Source organism: Pseudomonas cavernae, assembly GCF_003595175.1.
Classification (GTDB): Bacteria; Pseudomonadota; Gammaproteobacteria; order Pseudomonadales; family Pseudomonadaceae; genus Aquipseudomonas; species Aquipseudomonas cavernae.
On the sequence record NZ_CP032419.1, the window covers coordinates 1,546,399 to 1,561,309 of the forward strand.

Below are 14,911 nucleotides of genomic sequence, written 5' to 3' on the forward strand. Positions count from 1 at the left end.
AGATGTGGTCCCGAGTTGGATTGTGCGGCGATAAAAAAGCCCGGCAGAGCCGGGCTTTTTCATGGGGTATCGAACTAGCGCAGGAGTTACAGCACTTCCAGCGGGTATTCGATAATTACACGTACTTCGTCCAGATCGCTGTCGAAGCTGGTAGCGCGGTGGGTAGCGTGACGGATGCGGAAGGACAGGTCCTTGGCAGAGCCTTCCTGCACTACGTACTTGGCTTCCAGGTTGCGTTCCCAGTGTTTATCGCTGCCGTCGCCGAAGTTGCCGGCATAGATGCCGTTCGGGTCCATCTTGGTGCCGTCGATGTCGTCACCGCTGACATAGCGACCCATGAAGCTCAGGCCCGGCACGCCATATTCGGCCATGTTCAGGTCATAGCGGGCCTGCCAGGAGCGCTCGTTCGGGGCGTTGAAGTCCGAGTACTGAACCGAGTTGGCGAGGAAGATCGAGTCGCCGGAGTTAAAGCCACCCATGGACAGGTAGTCGAACGGCTCGTCGCCATTCACGCGCTGGTAGGCCAGGGTGAACTTGTGCGCGCCGAGGGAATAGGCGGCAGCCAGCGAGAAGGTGGTGTTGTCGATGTCGCCAGCGTCGGCGCGGCCTTCATCGAGGGTGCGGTACGCATTGAAGTCGAAGTTCAGCGCCTGATCATCGCTCAGCGGGATGTTGTAGTTGGCGTTGCCATAGTACTGGCGCCACACGTCCTCGAACTCGGATGCGTAGAGGGTGAAGCTCAGATTGTCGTTGACGCCGTAAGTGCCGCCCACATAATCGGCGTTGCGGGCATCGATGACGCCGGCAAAGTCGTAGGACAGCGCAATGCTACCGTCACGGTTAGTGGAGGCGTTGCCGTCACGGGTGGAGGTGAAGTGGCCGGCATCCAGGGTCAGGTTCTCGATTTCACCACTGGTCAGCTGGAAACCTTCCGCGCTGCTCGGGAACAGGCGAGCGGTGCCGATGGCGAATACCGGAGCGGTGGGGAACAGGTTGCCGTATTTCAGCACGGTGTTGGAAATTTGCGCTTTAACCGCGCCGCCAGCGTAGGAGTAATCATCCTGTGCTTTGCCATCGCTGCCAATTGGCAGCAGGCCAGTGCCCCTGGTGCCGCCACCGCTATTCAGCTTAATGCCCAGCATGGCGTGGGTGTCGACACCGAAACCTACGGTGCCTTGGGTGAAGCCGGACTCGTACATTGCACTAATGCCGTGGGCCCACTCATTGCGGTAGTTCTGGCCGCCCGGGTTGTTTTTGAAGTTGCGGTAGAAGGCGAAGTTTTTATTCAACAGAGTCAGGCTGCTGTCTTCGGCAAAGCCCTTGGAGTCGGACTGTTGGCTGGCGGCTGCCATTTGAGTGGTGCCCGCGGCGATGGCCAGGGCAATGATGCTCCACTTCATCACTTGCATTGTGATTGCTCCTTTGGTTTAGAAGAGTTGTGCTGCCCATCGTAATTGTTGTATGGGCGGCTCTTTCTTTTTGTGTCCGCGCTAACGTATAGCACGCGGACAATATTGGCGATAGTTGCTCTTGGTTCCTTACGGATTCTTCACGCCACTGTCGCAGAATCCGATAGAGCATGTCGCAATTTCATAGCTTTGACGGTGCTGCGGCTCCCGTTTAACTAATTTTTCTTGGCTTTTCAAGGCGTAAGAGGCAGTAAAGCCGGTTTGCCGAAAGTTTCCACCTTGTATTGATCGCTAGGCTGAGTGCAGTGCCTGCCTGAGTGTGCCGAGGATTTCGATTTCTCCTTTTTTACTGTCTTGCTCAGCCCGATTCTGGTGATAAGCAACAAGCGTGCACAAAATTGATAAATGGCGAAAAGAAATGTGGTACCCGCTTTAAGTCTGGCTTTTGCTTGAGTCGTGTCCTATAGAGGCACGCCTTGCCTGGCGTCGTTGCGGGTGCGATTTTCATCGTCTAGGCGGGGCGAGAAGCGGTGACCCCCAAAGAGTCGTGGCCGCTGCCGGGCTTGCTCAGGTCGGCGGCTGGCGATGCCTTCTTGCTCCATTTCGGTGCGATCTTGGGAGGGTGAACAAGCCGCTGATCGCGCGTATCCTATGGACTGGCCGTTTGATGCGCTGTGGTCGAGCGCTGATGCGGATTTTGATTGGTCGAGCAGGAGAGGCTGGTATGTTCGCCCTGGATTCCCGTCTGCAGCAGGACACCCTGGCTGTCGGCGACTATCCCTTATGCCGCTTGCTGTTGATGAACGAGGCGCGCTACCCCTGGTTCATTCTCGTGCCGCGGCGTGAGGAGGTTACTGAGCTGTTTCAGCTCGATGCCGCTGACCAGCAGCGCCTGTGGCAAGAAACCACCTCTTTGGCGGAGACGCTCAAGGATACCTTTGCGGCGGACAAGATGAATGTCGCCACGCTGGGTAATGTTGTTAGTCAGTTGCATATGCATGTCATCGTGCGCCGTCGTGACGATGCGGCTTGGCCGGCTCCTGTCTGGGGCAAGTATTCGCCTCAGCCATACACGGCGGAGCAGATTGCAGCCATTCGAGCCAGGTTGTGTCTGGTGCTGACGGATGATTTTCGTTTTATCGAGGGCTAGGCCGTGGGTTTGGAAGAGCGCGTTACCGAGTTGGAAAGCCGTTTGGCGTTTCAGGATGACACCATTCAGGCGTTGAGCGATGTGCTGGTTGCGCAGCAGCAGGTGATCGATCGTGTGCAGTTGCAGTTGGCGACTCTTGCCAGGCGGCAGGAGGAGTTGCAAGGGCGGTTCGATATTATCGATGACGATGTTCCTCCTCCGCATTATTGACCCATAAAAAACCCGCCAGCTGGCGGGTTTTTTATGGGTCGGGTATTAGCGTCGTTGCGGTAGGGCGGCTATCACATCTTCTGCCTGCAGGCCCTTGTCGCGTTGCATGACGGAGAACTCCACGCGCTGCCCCTCGACCAGTACGCGGTGGCCTTCACCGCGAATGGCGCGAAAGTGCACGAAGATGTCATCGCCGGAGTCGCGCGAGATGAAGCCGAAGCCCTTGGAGGTGTTGAACCATTTGACGGTGCCGGTCTCGCGATTGCCCAGATCTTTGGTCGACGTGGTGCCGCGGGTCTTCATGCGCAGGTTGGTGGCCAAGTGCAGCGCCACGGCCGTGAAGACTGTCAATAGGCTGAGCAGGACTGCAGGTTGGCCGCCAATCACGGGCAGGGGGGCCAGCAGGATCAGGACCTGCAGGACCACGGCGAATACCAGTAGGGCGGATACCAGGCCTTGCAACTGGTTACGCGCGCCGACATGCCAGATAGGTAGGAGTGGTGCCAGAAGCAGATTCAGTGAGCCAAACAAGGCAAGGTAGAGCGCATCGGGTTGTTGCAGGTAGGGCAGTGCTTCGTTGCGAAGGCTCGGAGCAAAGGACAACAGTAAGGCGATGACGCCCGTTAGTAGGTGGACGGTCTTCAACATGGGTAATGAGCTCGCTTAATAATAAGAAGTATCACAAGGAAGAGCGGCTTGACGCCTGCGCCCCTGAATAATGATGGGCGTTCGATGTTCGCACGGAGTCATGCCTGTACGTCGCGTTCCAAACAGCTATGCGGCCGCACGCGCGTATTTAACAGCAAAGCGGATGGCTACTCAAATCAAGCGTTTAGGCTATCTTGCGAGGGGGAAAAGAAGACCTGATTGCGGCCATTGCGTTTCGCCTGGTAGAGGGCGTCGTCGGCGCGGGTCAATAGGCTTTCGAGGTCGTCGTCGGTCCGGGCTAGGGCCAGGCCGAAGCTGGCGGTGATGCTGTCCAGAACCTCGTCGGTGCGTCTCACCTTGATGCGTAGGGCCTGGAGTTTCAGGCGCAGTTGTTCGGCGAAGGCTTGTGCGCTTGACGCGTTGCTGCAGTCGCGCAGGATGATACAGAACTCTTCGCCGCCGTAGCGGGCGGCCATGGCTCGAGGGGGTAACAGTTCGCGTAGCAGTTGGCCGACGTGCTGAAGCACGCGGTCGCCCAGTGGGTGGCCATATTGGTCGTTGAACTGCTTGAAGTGATCGATATCCAGAATGATCAAGGCCACGCCCTGATGGCCGGCCGCGAGAATTTGCTCGAGCAGGCGAGTGAAGGCATGGCGATTGAAAACCTGAGTCAGGCTATCCACTGTCGCGGCTCGGTGGGCGCGCTCCAGTTGGCTGCGCAACTGCGTGATCTCGTCTTGAGCCGAGCGCAGTCGGTAGAGAAATTGTTCCTGCTGCTCCTGCATGAGCTGCGTACTTTGTTGTAGCTCGTTCAGCACGCTGGGCAGGTCGTCGATGAGCGGCTCATTCAGCGCGGCCAATCCTTGGTCCAGGCTGTTCTGGTAGGCGCGGCTGTGGGTCAGGCTGTGAGAGACATCGCCTTCGATGTCGTCGACCAGCTCAATCACTTGCTGTTGGCCGGCGCGGGCTTCTTCCAGCTCGCCACGAATGATGAATTCGCGGAAAAGCTTGGTGGCAGTTTCAGGAGGGAAGCTGTCGAAGTCCGTGACAGTCTTGTCCAGGCGTCGATTGAGTTCGGGGTTCCGGCCTTGGCTGTAGGTGTACCAGAGGGCGTAATGCACCGGGTTCGGCGGGATGTCATGGCGCACCATGAGGGGAACCGCATGCTTGAGCAAGTCTGCGGCCTCGCGGGTTTCTTCTGGATAAAGCTCGAGAGTGTTCGGGTTTTTCGGCGACTGCTTCATTCGCGTCACTGTGGCGGGGTCCAGGTCGGCAGAGCATAGAGTAGCCGCCGTGCCCTGCCTAGCAAAAGGCCCGACTAGAGCGGGCCTTTTGCGTGTTGGGTGGCTCAGGCGGCGAGCAGGCTGCGCAGCATCCAGGCGGTTTTTTCATGCACTTGCATGCGCTGGGTCAGCAGGTCGGCGGTGGGCTCGTCGCTGACCTTGTCCAGTAGGGCGAAGATGCCGCGGGCGGTGCGCACCACGGCTTCCTGCCCCTGGACCAATTGCTTGATCATGTCCTCGGCGCCTGGCACGCCTTCTTCTTCTTTAATCGAGGACAGGCGCGCATACGCGGCATAGGTACCGGGAGCAGGGAAGCCGAGGGCGCGGATGCGCTCGGCGATCGCATCGACGGCCAGCGCCAGCTCGGTGTACTGCCCTTCGAACATCAGGTGCAGGGTGTTGAACATCGGGCCGGTGACGTTCCAGTGAAAGTTGTGGGTTTTCAGGTACAGGGTATAGGTGTCCGCCAATAGACGGGACAGGCCTTCGGCGATGGCTGCGCGGTCCTGTTCGGCAATGCCAATGTTGATTTCCATGTCGTTTCTCCTTTCAGGTGGTTCGGAGCCGAATCCGCTCCATGATGGGCACAGCCTAGCATGGAGCGGATTCGGCTTGATCTTGGCTTGTGTCAATGAAACCAATGTTTAGAGACTATGAGTTCTCCGGGTTCCGTCCTGATGCGGGAAGCGGGCATTGGCGCTTGGGCGGTTGCTCTTAGAGTCGCTCGAGCGCTTGTGCTGTCGCTTGTCGCTGTCCGTTGGCTCGGCCCGGGGGCAGCCAATACCAGAGGCATCGGCGGCGTTTACTTGCCAGAACCCGGGCGTATAGGTCTTGAGGCGGGGCCAGGCGCGGATTCATCGGGGCTGGTGTCGACCGCCGCCCGGCGGCTGCATGGAGTGGATTAACCATATATAATCCCGCCCCTTGCCGCGAGACGCGGGCTCGCGGCGCTGTTTTAGTTTGCCGAGTCGAGCGGATGCCTATTTACGATTACCAATGCACTTCCTGCGGTCATCAGTTGGAAGCCATTCAGAAGTTCAGCGATGCAGTGCTGGTCAATTGTCCGGCTTGCCAAGCTCCCGAGTTGAAGAAGCAGCTGTCCATGCCGGGTTTTCGGCTCAAGGGCGGTGGCTGGTATGAAACCGATTTCAAGACCGGCACGAAAAAGAACCTGGCTGGCGGCGACAAAGCCGAGTAACCAGCACACCGAATATCGATTACGAGAAGCGAACCACCATCATGATGCGCAGCCATTATTGCGGCCAGTTGAACGAGAGCCTGGACGGCCAGGTAGTCACCCTTTGTGCGTGGGTCCACCGCCGTCGTGACCATGGTGGGGTGATTTTCCTCGATCTGCGTGATCGGGAAGGCCTGGCCCAGGTCGTGTTCGACCCGGATCGCGCCGAGACCTTCGCCGCTGCCGACCGGGTGCGCAGCGAATATGTGGTCAAAGTCACCGGCAAGGTGCGCCTGCGTCCGGCCGGTGCGGTCAATCCGAACATGGCCTCCGGCTCCATCGAAGTGCTCGGGCATGAGCTGGAAGTGTTGAACGAAGCGGAAACCCCGCCGTTCCCGCTCAACGAGTACAGCGACGTCGGCGAAGAAACCCGTCTGCGCTACCGCTTCATCGATCTGCGCCGCCCTGAGATGGCCGACAAGCTGCGTCTGCGTTCGCGCATCACCAGCAGCATTCGCCGCTACCTGGACGAGAACGGCTTCCTCGATGTGGAAACGCCGATCCTGACCCGCGCTACGCCGGAAGGCGCGCGCGATTACCTGGTGCCGAGTCGCACCCATGCCGGCAGCTTCTTCGCCCTGCCGCAGTCGCCGCAGCTGTTCAAACAACTGCTGATGGTGGCCGGCTTCGATCGCTACTATCAGATCGCCAAATGTTTCCGTGACGAAGACCTGCGTGCCGACCGCCAGCCGGAATTCACCCAGATCGACATCGAGACCAGCTTCCTCAACGAAGAGGACATCATCGGCATCACCGAGGGCATGATCCGCAAGCTGTTCAAGGAAGTGCTGGATCTGGAGTTCGGCGAGTTCCCGCACATGAGCTTCGAGGAGGCCATGCGCCGCTACGGCTCGGACAAGCCGGATCTGCGCATCCCGCTGGAGCTGGTGGATGTTGCCGATCAGCTTGCCGGCGTCGAGTTCAAGGTGTTCAGCGGCCCGGCCAACGATCCGAAGGGGCGAGTCGCCGCCTTGCGCGTACCGGGTGCCGCGAGCATGCCGCGCAGCCAGATCGACGACTACACCAAGTTTGTCGGTAACTTCGGCGCCAAGGGTCTGGCCTACATCAAGGTCAACGAGCGGGCCAAGGGTGTCGAAGGTCTGCAGTCGCCGATCGTCAAGTTTATCCCCGAAGAGAACCTCAAGGTCATTCTGGATCGCGTGGGTGCGGTCGACGGCGACATCGTGTTCTTCGGCGCCGACAAGGCCAAGATCGTCAGTGACGCCCTGGGTGCGTTGCGGATCAAGCTCGGCCATGACCTCAAGCTGCTCACTTGCGAGTGGGCGCCGCTGTGGGTGGTTGACTTCCCGATGTTCGAAGAGACCGACGATGGCGGCCTCACCCCGCTGCACCACCCCTTCACTGCACCCAAGTGCAGCCCGGCCGAGCTGGAGGCCAACCCGGCGGCCGCACTGTCGCGCGCCTATGACATGGTGCTCAATGGCACCGAACTGGGTGGCGGTTCCATCCGTATCCACCACAAAGAGATGCAGCAAACGGTATTCCGCGTGCTCGGCATCAGCGAAGAAGAGCAGCAGGAGAAGTTCGGCTTCCTGCTCGATGCGCTGAAATTCGGCGCGCCGCCGCACGGTGGTCTGGCTTTCGGCCTCGATCGCCTGGTGATGCTGATGACCGGCGCGCAGTCGATCCGTGAAGTGATCGCCTTCCCGAAAACCCAGAGCGCCGCGTGCGTGATGACCCAGGCGCCGGGGGCAGTGGACAGCAAGGCCCTGCGCGAGCTGCACATCCGTCTGCGCGAACAGCCGAAAGCCGAGTAATTCGAGTCAACCCTGAGGCGGCGCCTGCCGGGCGCCGCCGAGCCGAGAGAGTACGGAGTGAGTTATGGCCGGTCATTCCAAATGGGCCAACATCAAGCATCGCAAGGGGCGTCAGGACGCCAAGCGCGGCAAGATCTTCACCAAGCTGATCCGCGAATTGACCGTTGCGGCTAAGAGCGGCGGGATTCCTGCGGACAACCCGCGTCTGCGTTTGGCGGTGGACAAGGCGCTGACCGCTAACATGACCCGTGACACCATCGATCGTGCCATCGCCCGCGGCGCCGGCTCGAACGAAGCGGACAACATGGTCGAGCTGAGCTACGAAGGCTATGCGCCGAGCGGTGTGGCGATCATCGTCGAGGCGATGACCGACAACCGCAACCGCACCGCGGCGGAAGTGCGCCATGCGTTCAGCAAATGCGGTGGCAACCTGGGTACCGATGGTTCGGTGGCCTACATGTTCGAGCGCAAGGGTCAGATCAGCTACGCCCCGGGTGTCGACGAGGATGCCCTGATGGAGGCGGCGCTGGAGGCCGGTGCCAACGACGTGGTTGGGGCGGAGGACGGTTCGGTCGAGGTCTACACCTCCTTTGCCGACTTCCTGGTGGTCAACGAGGCGCTCACCGCCGCCGGTTTCAAGGGTGACGAAGCCGAAGTGGCGATGATTCCGTCGATCAGTGCGCCGGTCAGCGATCTGGAGACCGCCAAGAAGGTGATGAAGCTGATCGACATGCTGGAAGACCTGGACGACGTGCAGAGCGTCTACCACAACGCGGAAATCCCCGACGAGCTCATGGAGCAGCTGGACTAATTCCTTCTCGTGCGGAGCAGGCCGGAAGCCGCCTGAGGCGCTTCCGGCTTTTTTATGCGCCTGGTGCGGGTGACGGCGGCCGTGGCTGGTCCGTATACTTGCAGCCTGGATAAATAGACAGTATGGCGCGGGCCTTCCCGGCGCTGTGGACGGCAGAGCATGACGCTGATTCTTGGTATCGACCCTGGCTCGCGGATCACCGGCTACGGCGTGGTGCGCGACACCGGCCGCGGCTGCGAGTACGTCGCTTCCGGTTGTATCCGTACCGGCGGTGGCGCGTTGCATGAGCGACTGCAGATCGTCTTTCGCGGTGTGCGCGAGGTGATCCAGGCCCATGGTCCGGTGACCATGGGCATCGAGCAGGTGTTTATGGCGCGCAACGCCGACTCCGCGCTGAAGCTCGGTCAGGCCCGTGGCGCGGCGATAGTGGCGGCGGCCGAAGAGGGGCTGGAGATTGCCGAGTACACCGCGACCCAGGTCAAGCAGGCGATTGCCGGAACCGGCGGCGCCGACAAGCAGCAGGTGCAGCTGATGGTCATGCATCTGCTGAAGCTGACCCAGAAACCGCAGATCGATGCCTCCGACGCCCTGGCAATCGCCCTCTGTCATGCCCATACCCGCTCCAGCTTGATTCCCCACGGGCTGGCCGGCGCCAAGCGGCGCGGTGGCCGGCTGCGCCTCTAAATAAGGAAACGATTCGTGATTGGACGTCTGCGCGGCATGCTGGCAGAAAAGCAACCGCCGCATTTGATTGTGGATATCAATGGGCTCGGTTATGAGCTGGAAGTGCCGATGACCACCCTTTATCGGTTGCCGGGTGTCGGCGAGCCGGTAACCCTGCACACTCACTTGGTGGTGCGCGAGGATGCCCATCTGCTCTACGGCTTCTTCGAGAAGCGCGAGCGCGAACTGTTCCGCGAGCTGATCCGGCTCAATGGCGTCGGGCCGAAACTGGCCCTGGCGTTGATGTCCGGGTTGGAAGTGGATGAGCTGGTCCGCTGCGTGCAGGCGCAAGATACCTCGACCCTGGTGAAGATTCCCGGAGTGGGCAAGAAAACCGCCGAGCGCCTATTGGTTGAACTCAAGGATCGCTTCAAGGCCTGGGAAACCATGCCGGCCATCTCCGGCCTGGTGGTTGAACCTCGCGGGGCGGCAGCAGTCTCAAGCGCGGAGAATGATGCGGTCAGCGCGCTGATCTCCCTCGGTTTCAAGCCGCAGGAGGCCAGTCGCGCCGTGTCTGCCGTGCAGGAAGAAGGCTTGAGCAGCGAAGAGTTGATCCGTCGCGCGTTGAAAGGAATGGTCTGAACCTTGATGGATAACCCCCGATGATCGAAGCCGACCGCCTGATAACCGCCACGGGACGTGATCGCGATGAGCAGTTCGACCGCGCCATCCGCCCGTTGCGCCTGGCCGAATACATTGGCCAGCCGAATGTGCGCGAGCAGATGGAGCTGTTCATTCAGGCCGCCAAGCAGCGCAGCGAGGCCCTGGACCACACCCTGATCTTCGGTCCGCCGGGGCTCGGCAAGACCACCCTGGCCAATATCATCGCCCAGGAGATGGGCGTGTCGATCAAGAGCACCTCCGGGCCGGTACTGGAGCGCCCGGGTGACTTGGCGGCGATGCTGACTAATCTCGAGCCGGGCGATGTGCTGTTCATCGACGAAATTCATCGCCTGTCGCCGATCGTCGAGGAAGTGCTGTATCCAGCCATGGAGGATTTCCAGCTCGACATCATGATCGGCGAAGGCCCGGCGGCGCGCTCGATCAAGCTCGATCTGCCGCCCTTCACCCTGATCGGCGCCACCACTCGTGCCGGCATGCTGACCAACCCGCTGCGTGATCGTTTCGGCATCGTTCAGCGCCTGGAGTTCTACGGTGTCGAGGATCTGACCACCATCGTCGGTCGTTCGGCGGGGATTCTTGGGCTGCCGGTCGAAGCCGAGGGGGCTTTCGAGATCGCCCGCCGCGCTCGCGGTACGCCGCGGATCGCCAACCGCCTGCTGCGCCGGGTGCGGGACTTCGCCGAAGTGCGGGCCCAGGGGCAGATCAATCGAACCACTGCCGATCTGGCTCTGAATCTGCTGGATGTCGACGAGCGCGGCTTCGATCACCAGGACCGCCGCCTGTTACTGACCCTGATCGAGAAGTTTGATGGCGGCCCGGTGGGGGTGGACAGCCTGGCCGCGGCGATCAGCGAGGAGCGCCACACCATCGAGGATGTGCTGGAGCCCTATCTGATCCAGCAAGGCTATATCATGCGCACCCCGCGCGGGCGGGTGGTGACCCGGCATGCCTACCTGCATTTCGGTCTGAATCTGCCGAAACGCATGAGCGAGCTGCCCGCTGCGGATCTGTTTGCCAGTGACGAGTAAGGCGACTGTGGATGCTGGTGCGCTGGAGTCAACCAATGTTGCAAAACAGTTGCCTGACCTGATTGGCAACCCGGGGAGTAAGCACTAGAGTATGCGCGCGCAAAATGGGGCTCAGCCGTTCACGCATCGTTGTCGTGTCTATTACGAGGACACCGATGCTGGTGGCATCGTTTATTACGTCAATTACCTCAAGTTCATGGAGCGGGCTCGCACCGAACGGCTGCGGGATCTGGGCTTTGCCCAGTCCGAGTTGGTGGGCGAGAACCTGTTGTTCGTGGTGCATTCCAGCGAAGCGCGTTATCACGCCCCGGCGCGTTTGGATGACGAGCTGAGCGTTAGTGCCGAAGTGATCGAGTTAAACCGCGCCAGCCTGCGCTTTCGTCAACAGGTGCGGCGGGTTGCGGATGATGCGCTGCTCTGCGAAGGGCAGTTCCTGGTGGCCTGTGTGCGCGCCGACAGTTTGAAACCCCGGGCCATCCCCGAAGTGCTGCGTGCAGCCTTCGCCAATGGCTCGGGACTATCCCTTGCAGGAGATTAAGCGTGGAAGCCAACGTCGTCGACCATACCTCCATGTGGAGCCTGATCAGCAACGCCAGTTTTGTGGTGCAGCTGGTGATGCTGATTTTGGTGGCCGCCTCGGTCACCTCGTGGATCATGATTTTCCAGCGCAGCACCATGCTGCGTGCCGCCAAGAAAGCTCTGGAAACCTTCGAAGAGCGCTTCTGGTCGGGTATCGATCTGTCCAAGCTGTACCGCCAGGCTGGCAGCAGCCCCGACCCGGATTCCGGCGTCGAGCAGATCTTCCGCGCCGGTTTCAAGGAGTTCTCCCGCCTGCGTCAGCAGGCCGGTGTCGACCCGGATGCCGTGATGGACGGTGTGGCGCGGGCCATGCGCGTGGCCATCTCGCGTGAAGAAGAGAAGCTCGAGCAGAGCCTGCCATTCCTCGCCACCGTCGGCTCCACCAGCCCGTATATCGGTCTGTTCGGTACCGTCTGGGGGATCATGAATTCCTTCCGCGGTCTGGCTCAGGTGCAGCAGGCGACCCTCGCCACTGTCGCGCCAGGCATCGCCGAGGCCCTGATCGCCACTGCCATCGGTCTGTTCGCGGCGATTCCGGCAGTAATCGCCTACAACCGCTTCGCCGCCCGCGGCGAAACCATGATCAGTCGCTATTACACCTTCGCCGACGAGTTCCAGGCCATCCTGCACCGCAAAGTGCATACCAGTGACGACTGAAACGCAGGTTTCCCGAGAGGACAGGTTGTAAGTCATGGCCAGAATTCGCAACAGACGCAAACCCGTCGCCGAGATGAACGTGGTGCCTTACATCGACGTGATGTTGGTACTGCTGGTGATCTTCATGGTGACCGCGCCGATGCTCAATCAGGGGGTCAAGGTCGATTTGCCCAAGGTCGGCAGCGAGGCGTTACCGCAGGACAACAACGCCCAAGTGCTGACCATCTCGATCAAGGCCGACAAGACCTATTACTGGAACATGGGTAGCGAGGTCGATACCGACACGGTGCAGGACAAAGCCCTGACCCTGCCGGAAATGACCGCCGCTGTGACTGCAATCATGAACCAGAGTCGCAGCCAGGGTAAGCAGACCCAGGTCATGGTGCGCGGTGACAAAGCGGTCGACTATGGTGCCGTGATGGCGGCCATGGGTGGTCTGCAGCAGGCTGGCGTGGGCAACGTCGGGCTGATTACCGAGGCGCCCTGATGCAGCAGCGAGAGCGCTCCTCTTCGGAAGGCTATTTCTGGCCCAGTGTTTGGGCCGTGGCGCTGCATGCGCTGGTGTTTGCCATGCTGTTCGTCAGCTTTGCCTTCACTCCTGAGCTGCCACCGGCCAGGCCGATTGTGCAGGCCACGTTGTATCAGCTGAAGTCGCAAAGTCAGGCCACTACCCAGACCAACCAGAAAATCGCCGGCGAGGCGAAGAAAACTGCTGCCCGTCAGTTCGAAGTCGAGCAACTGGAGCAGAAGAAGGTTGAGCAGCAGAAACAGGAAGCCGCCAAGGCTTCGGAGCAGAAGAAGGCCGACGAAGCTCGAAAGGCTGAGGCGGTGAAACAGGCTGAAACGGCGAAGAAAGCCGATGAAGCCAAGAAGGCCGAGGAAAAGAAACAGGCGGACTTTGCCAAGAAGAAGGCCGAGGACGAGGCGAAGAAGAAGGCCGCCGAGGAAGCCAAGAAAAAGGCCGTAGCGGAAGCCGCGAAGAAAAAGGCGACTGACGACGCGAAAAAGAAAGCTGCTGCGGAAGCTGCCAAGAAGAAGGCTGCGCAAGAAGCGGCGCGCAAAGCCGCTGAGGACAAGAAGGCTCAGGCCCTGGCCGAATTGCTGTCGGATACCACCGAGCGGCAGCAGGCCCTGGCCGATGAGCAGGGTGATCAGGTCGCCGGCAGCCTGGATGATCTGATCATCAAGTTGGTCAGCGAGCAGTGGCAGCGCCCGCCGTCCGCACGCAATGGCATGAGCGTCGAGGTGCTGATCTCGATGTTGCCGGACGGCACCATCACTAATGCGAGTGTGACCCGCGCCAGTGGCGATGCACCGTTCGACAATTCGGCGGTAGCCGCAGTACGCAACGTCGGGCGTATCCCCGAGATGCAACAATTGGATCGCGCAACCTTTGACCAGATGTACCGGCAGCGCCGCATCATCTTCAAACCGGAGGATTTGGACCTGTGAACACTCTGATTCGTATCGCCCTGCTCGGGCTGACCTTGCTGGTCGGCAGCGTGCAGGCGGCTGACCCGCTGCTTGTTACCTCGGGTACTGACCGGGCTACCCCCATCGCGGTGGTGCCGTTCGGCTGGCAGGGCGGCACCGTGCTGCCCGAAGACATGTCCACCATCATCGGCAACGACCTGCGCAACTCGGGCTCCTTCGAGCCGATTCCGCGGCAGAACATGATCAGCCTGCCGACCCAGGCGAGCGAGGTCATCTATCGCGACTGGAAGGCCCTCGGCGCCCAGTATCTGATGGTTGGCAACATCGTTCCTGCTGGGGGGCGTTTGCAGGTGCAATTCGCGCTGTTCAACGTCACCACCGAGCAGCAGGTGATGTCCGGCAGTGTCAGTGGTTCGATGGATCAGCTGCGTGATATGGCGCACTACGTCGCCGACCAGTCATTCGAGAAACTCACTGGGATCAAGGGCGCCTTCTCCACGCGCATGCTGTATGTCACGGCCGAGCGCTTTTCGGTCAATAGCACCCGCTATACCCTGCAGCGCTCCGACTATGATGGCGCTCGTGGGGTAACCTTGTTGCAGTCGCGCGAGCCGATCCTGTCACCGCGCTATGCTCCGGATGGCCGGCGCATCGCTTATGTGTCTTTCGAGCAGCGCCGCCCGCGCATCTTCATCCAGCACATCGACACCGGTCGCCGCGAACAGATCACCAACTTTGAAGGCTTGAATGGTGCCCCGGCGTTCTCGCCGGATGGCAATCGCCTGGCGTTCGTGCTGTCGAAAGACGGCAACCCGGAAATCTATGTGATGAACCTAGGCTCGCGTCAGTTGCAGCGCGTGACCAACCATTTCTCCATCGACACCGAGCCGTTCTGGGGCGCGGATGGTCAGACCCTGTATTTCACCTCGGATCGTGCCGGCAAGCCGCAGATCTATAAGACCCGCGTGGGCGGTGGTGAGCCGCAGCGAGTGACCTTTGTCGGCAACTACAACGCCAACCCGAAGCTGTCGGCGGACGAGAAGACCTTGGTGATGATCCACCGCCAGGATGGCTACACCAACTTCAAGGTGGCGGCGCAGGACCTGCAGCGCGGCAACGTCAAGATCCTCTCTGAGACCAGCTTGGACGACTCGCCTACTGTCGCGCCCAACGGCACCATGTTAATCTACGCCACCCGCCAGCAGGGCCGGGGAGTCTTGATGCTCGTGTCCACCAATGGGCGCGTTAGGCTCCCGATTCCAACCGCGCAAGGCGATGTCCGAGAGCCTTCCTGGTCCCCTTACCTGAACTGATGCGGCGCAATATTTTTTGCTTTTACA

The 14,911-nt window shown here is 60.5% G+C and carries 17 protein-coding genes and 1 pseudogene; 13 read left to right on the forward strand and 5 right to left on the reverse strand.

The genetic code is table 11. The features are described 5' to 3' along the window. Nucleotides 1-86 precede the first annotated feature (86 nt). Complete coding sequence (locus tag D3880_RS07160) at nt 87-1,409, reverse strand: OprD family porin (RefSeq protein ID WP_119892794.1); 1,323 nt, start codon at nt 1,407-1,409, stop codon at nt 87-89. Nucleotides 1,410-2,133: 724 nt separating this feature from the next. Between D3880_RS07160 and D3880_RS07165 the strand changes: the two genes are divergently transcribed. Next, on the forward strand, nt 2,134-2,559 hold the full coding sequence (locus tag D3880_RS07165; RefSeq protein WP_119892795.1) for an HIT family protein: 426 nt from the start codon (nt 2,134-2,136) through the stop codon (nt 2,557-2,559). Nucleotides 2,560-2,562: 3 nt separating this feature from the next. After that, nucleotides 2,563-2,769, forward strand: coding sequence for a SlyX family protein (locus tag D3880_RS07170; RefSeq protein ID WP_119892796.1), 207 nt, complete (start codon nt 2,563-2,565; stop codon nt 2,767-2,769). A gap of 45 nt (nt 2,770-2,814) precedes the next feature. On the opposite strand, the gene D3880_RS22685 is transcribed toward D3880_RS07170, so the two are convergent. From D3880_RS22685 to D3880_RS07185, 4 genes and pseudogenes are all read right to left on the reverse strand, one after another. Then, the gene (locus D3880_RS22685) at nt 2,815-3,039 is read right to left on the reverse strand and encodes a cold-shock protein (RefSeq protein ID WP_162935043.1); all 225 of its coding nucleotides are present in this window, start codon (nt 3,037-3,039) and stop codon (nt 2,815-2,817) included. A 105-nt stretch (nt 3,040-3,144) separates the two neighbouring features. After that, nucleotides 3,145-3,417 (reverse strand): annotated as a pseudogene (locus D3880_RS23240) (cold shock domain-containing protein membrane protein); the annotation flags it as partial. Between the two features lie 176 nt (nt 3,418-3,593). Then, a complete protein-coding gene (locus tag D3880_RS07180; protein ID WP_119892798.1) occupies nt 3,594-4,661 on the reverse strand; it encodes a GGDEF domain-containing protein in 1,068 nt (355 codons plus the stop codon). Nucleotides 4,662-4,765: 104 nt separating this feature from the next. Beyond that, nucleotides 4,766-5,236, reverse strand: a complete 471-nt coding sequence (locus tag D3880_RS07185) for a Dps family protein (RefSeq protein ID WP_119892799.1) — start codon at nt 5,234-5,236, stop codon at nt 4,766-4,768. A gap of 440 nt (nt 5,237-5,676) precedes the next feature. Between D3880_RS07185 and D3880_RS07190 the strand changes: the two genes are divergently transcribed. The 11 genes from D3880_RS07190 to tolB all read left to right on the forward strand — a co-directional run bounded on the left by D3880_RS07190 (nt 5,677) and on the right by tolB (nt 14,884). Beyond that, nucleotides 5,677-5,898 carry an FmdB family zinc ribbon protein gene (locus tag D3880_RS07190; protein WP_119892800.1) on the forward strand — a complete coding sequence of 74 codons (222 nt, stop codon included), beginning with the start codon at nt 5,677-5,679 and terminating at the stop codon, nt 5,896-5,898. A gap of 41 nt (nt 5,899-5,939) precedes the next feature. Next, nucleotides 5,940-7,715, forward strand: coding sequence for an aspartate--tRNA ligase (gene aspS / locus D3880_RS07195; protein ID WP_119892801.1), 1,776 nt, complete (start codon nt 5,940-5,942; stop codon nt 7,713-7,715). Nucleotides 7,716-7,779: 64 nt separating this feature from the next. Beyond that, a complete protein-coding gene (locus D3880_RS07200; RefSeq protein WP_119892802.1) occupies nt 7,780-8,526 on the forward strand; it encodes a YebC/PmpR family DNA-binding transcriptional regulator in 747 nt (248 codons plus the stop codon). A 159-nt stretch (nt 8,527-8,685) separates the two neighbouring features. Beyond that, on the forward strand, nt 8,686-9,210 hold the full coding sequence (gene ruvC, locus D3880_RS07205) for a crossover junction endodeoxyribonuclease RuvC (RefSeq protein WP_119892803.1): 525 nt from the start codon (nt 8,686-8,688) through the stop codon (nt 9,208-9,210). Between the two features lie 15 nt (nt 9,211-9,225). After that, a complete protein-coding gene (gene ruvA, locus D3880_RS07210) occupies nt 9,226-9,831 on the forward strand; it encodes a Holliday junction branch migration protein RuvA (protein ID WP_119892804.1) in 606 nt (201 codons plus the stop codon). 20 nt (nt 9,832-9,851) lie between these two features. Continuing rightward, a complete protein-coding gene (gene ruvB / locus D3880_RS07215) occupies nt 9,852-10,901 on the forward strand; it encodes a Holliday junction branch migration DNA helicase RuvB (protein ID WP_119892805.1) in 1,050 nt (349 codons plus the stop codon). Between the two features lie 91 nt (nt 10,902-10,992). After that, complete coding sequence (gene ybgC / locus D3880_RS07220) at nt 10,993-11,439, forward strand: tol-pal system-associated acyl-CoA thioesterase (RefSeq protein WP_119892806.1); 447 nt, start codon at nt 10,993-10,995, stop codon at nt 11,437-11,439. A gap of 2 nt (nt 11,440-11,441) precedes the next feature. Then, nucleotides 11,442-12,137, forward strand: coding sequence for a protein TolQ (gene tolQ / locus D3880_RS07225; RefSeq protein WP_119892807.1), 696 nt, complete (start codon nt 11,442-11,444; stop codon nt 12,135-12,137). Nucleotides 12,138-12,171: 34 nt separating this feature from the next. Next, nucleotides 12,172-12,624, forward strand: coding sequence for a protein TolR (gene tolR, locus D3880_RS07230; protein ID WP_119892808.1), 453 nt, complete (start codon nt 12,172-12,174; stop codon nt 12,622-12,624). Then, a complete protein-coding gene (gene tolA, locus D3880_RS07235; RefSeq protein WP_119892809.1) occupies nt 12,621-13,589 on the forward strand; it encodes a cell envelope integrity protein TolA in 969 nt (322 codons plus the stop codon). The genes tolR and tolA overlap by 4 nt, the downstream gene beginning before the upstream one ends. Continuing rightward, nucleotides 13,586-14,884, forward strand: a complete 1,299-nt coding sequence (tolB, locus tag D3880_RS07240; protein ID WP_119892810.1) for a Tol-Pal system beta propeller repeat protein TolB — start codon at nt 13,586-13,588, stop codon at nt 14,882-14,884. The genes tolA and tolB overlap by 4 nt, the downstream gene beginning before the upstream one ends. Nucleotides 14,885-14,911 lie beyond the last annotated feature (27 nt).

Excerpts from the sequence above, each read along its gene's own strand:
- D3880_RS07180 (WP_119892798.1), bottom strand. The coding sequence starts at position 4,661 with ATGAAGCAGTCGCCGAAAAACCCGAACACTCTCGAGCTTTATCCAGAA.
- D3880_RS07190 (WP_119892800.1), top strand. The coding sequence starts at position 5,677 with ATGCCTATTTACGATTACCAATGCACTTCCTGCGGTCATCAGTTGGAA.
- D3880_RS07200 (WP_119892802.1), top strand. The coding sequence starts at position 7,780 with ATGGCCGGTCATTCCAAATGGGCCAACATCAAGCATCGCAAGGGGCGT.
- D3880_RS07165 (WP_119892795.1), top strand. The coding sequence starts at position 2,134 with ATGTTCGCCCTGGATTCCCGTCTGCAGCAGGACACCCTGGCTGTCGGC.
- aspS (WP_119892801.1), top strand. The coding sequence starts at position 5,940 with ATGATGCGCAGCCATTATTGCGGCCAGTTGAACGAGAGCCTGGACGGC.
- ruvC (WP_119892803.1), top strand. The coding sequence starts at position 8,686 with ATGACGCTGATTCTTGGTATCGACCCTGGCTCGCGGATCACCGGCTAC.
- D3880_RS07185 (WP_119892799.1), bottom strand. The coding sequence starts at position 5,236 with ATGGAAATCAACATTGGCATTGCCGAACAGGACCGCGCAGCCATCGCC.
- D3880_RS07160 (WP_119892794.1), bottom strand. The coding sequence starts at position 1,409 with ATGCAAGTGATGAAGTGGAGCATCATTGCCCTGGCCATCGCCGCGGGC.
- ybgC (WP_119892806.1), top strand. The coding sequence starts at position 10,993 with ATGCGCGCGCAAAATGGGGCTCAGCCGTTCACGCATCGTTGTCGTGTC.
- ruvB (WP_119892805.1), top strand. The coding sequence starts at position 9,852 with ATGATCGAAGCCGACCGCCTGATAACCGCCACGGGACGTGATCGCGAT.
- tolR (WP_119892808.1), top strand. The coding sequence starts at position 12,172 with ATGGCCAGAATTCGCAACAGACGCAAACCCGTCGCCGAGATGAACGTG.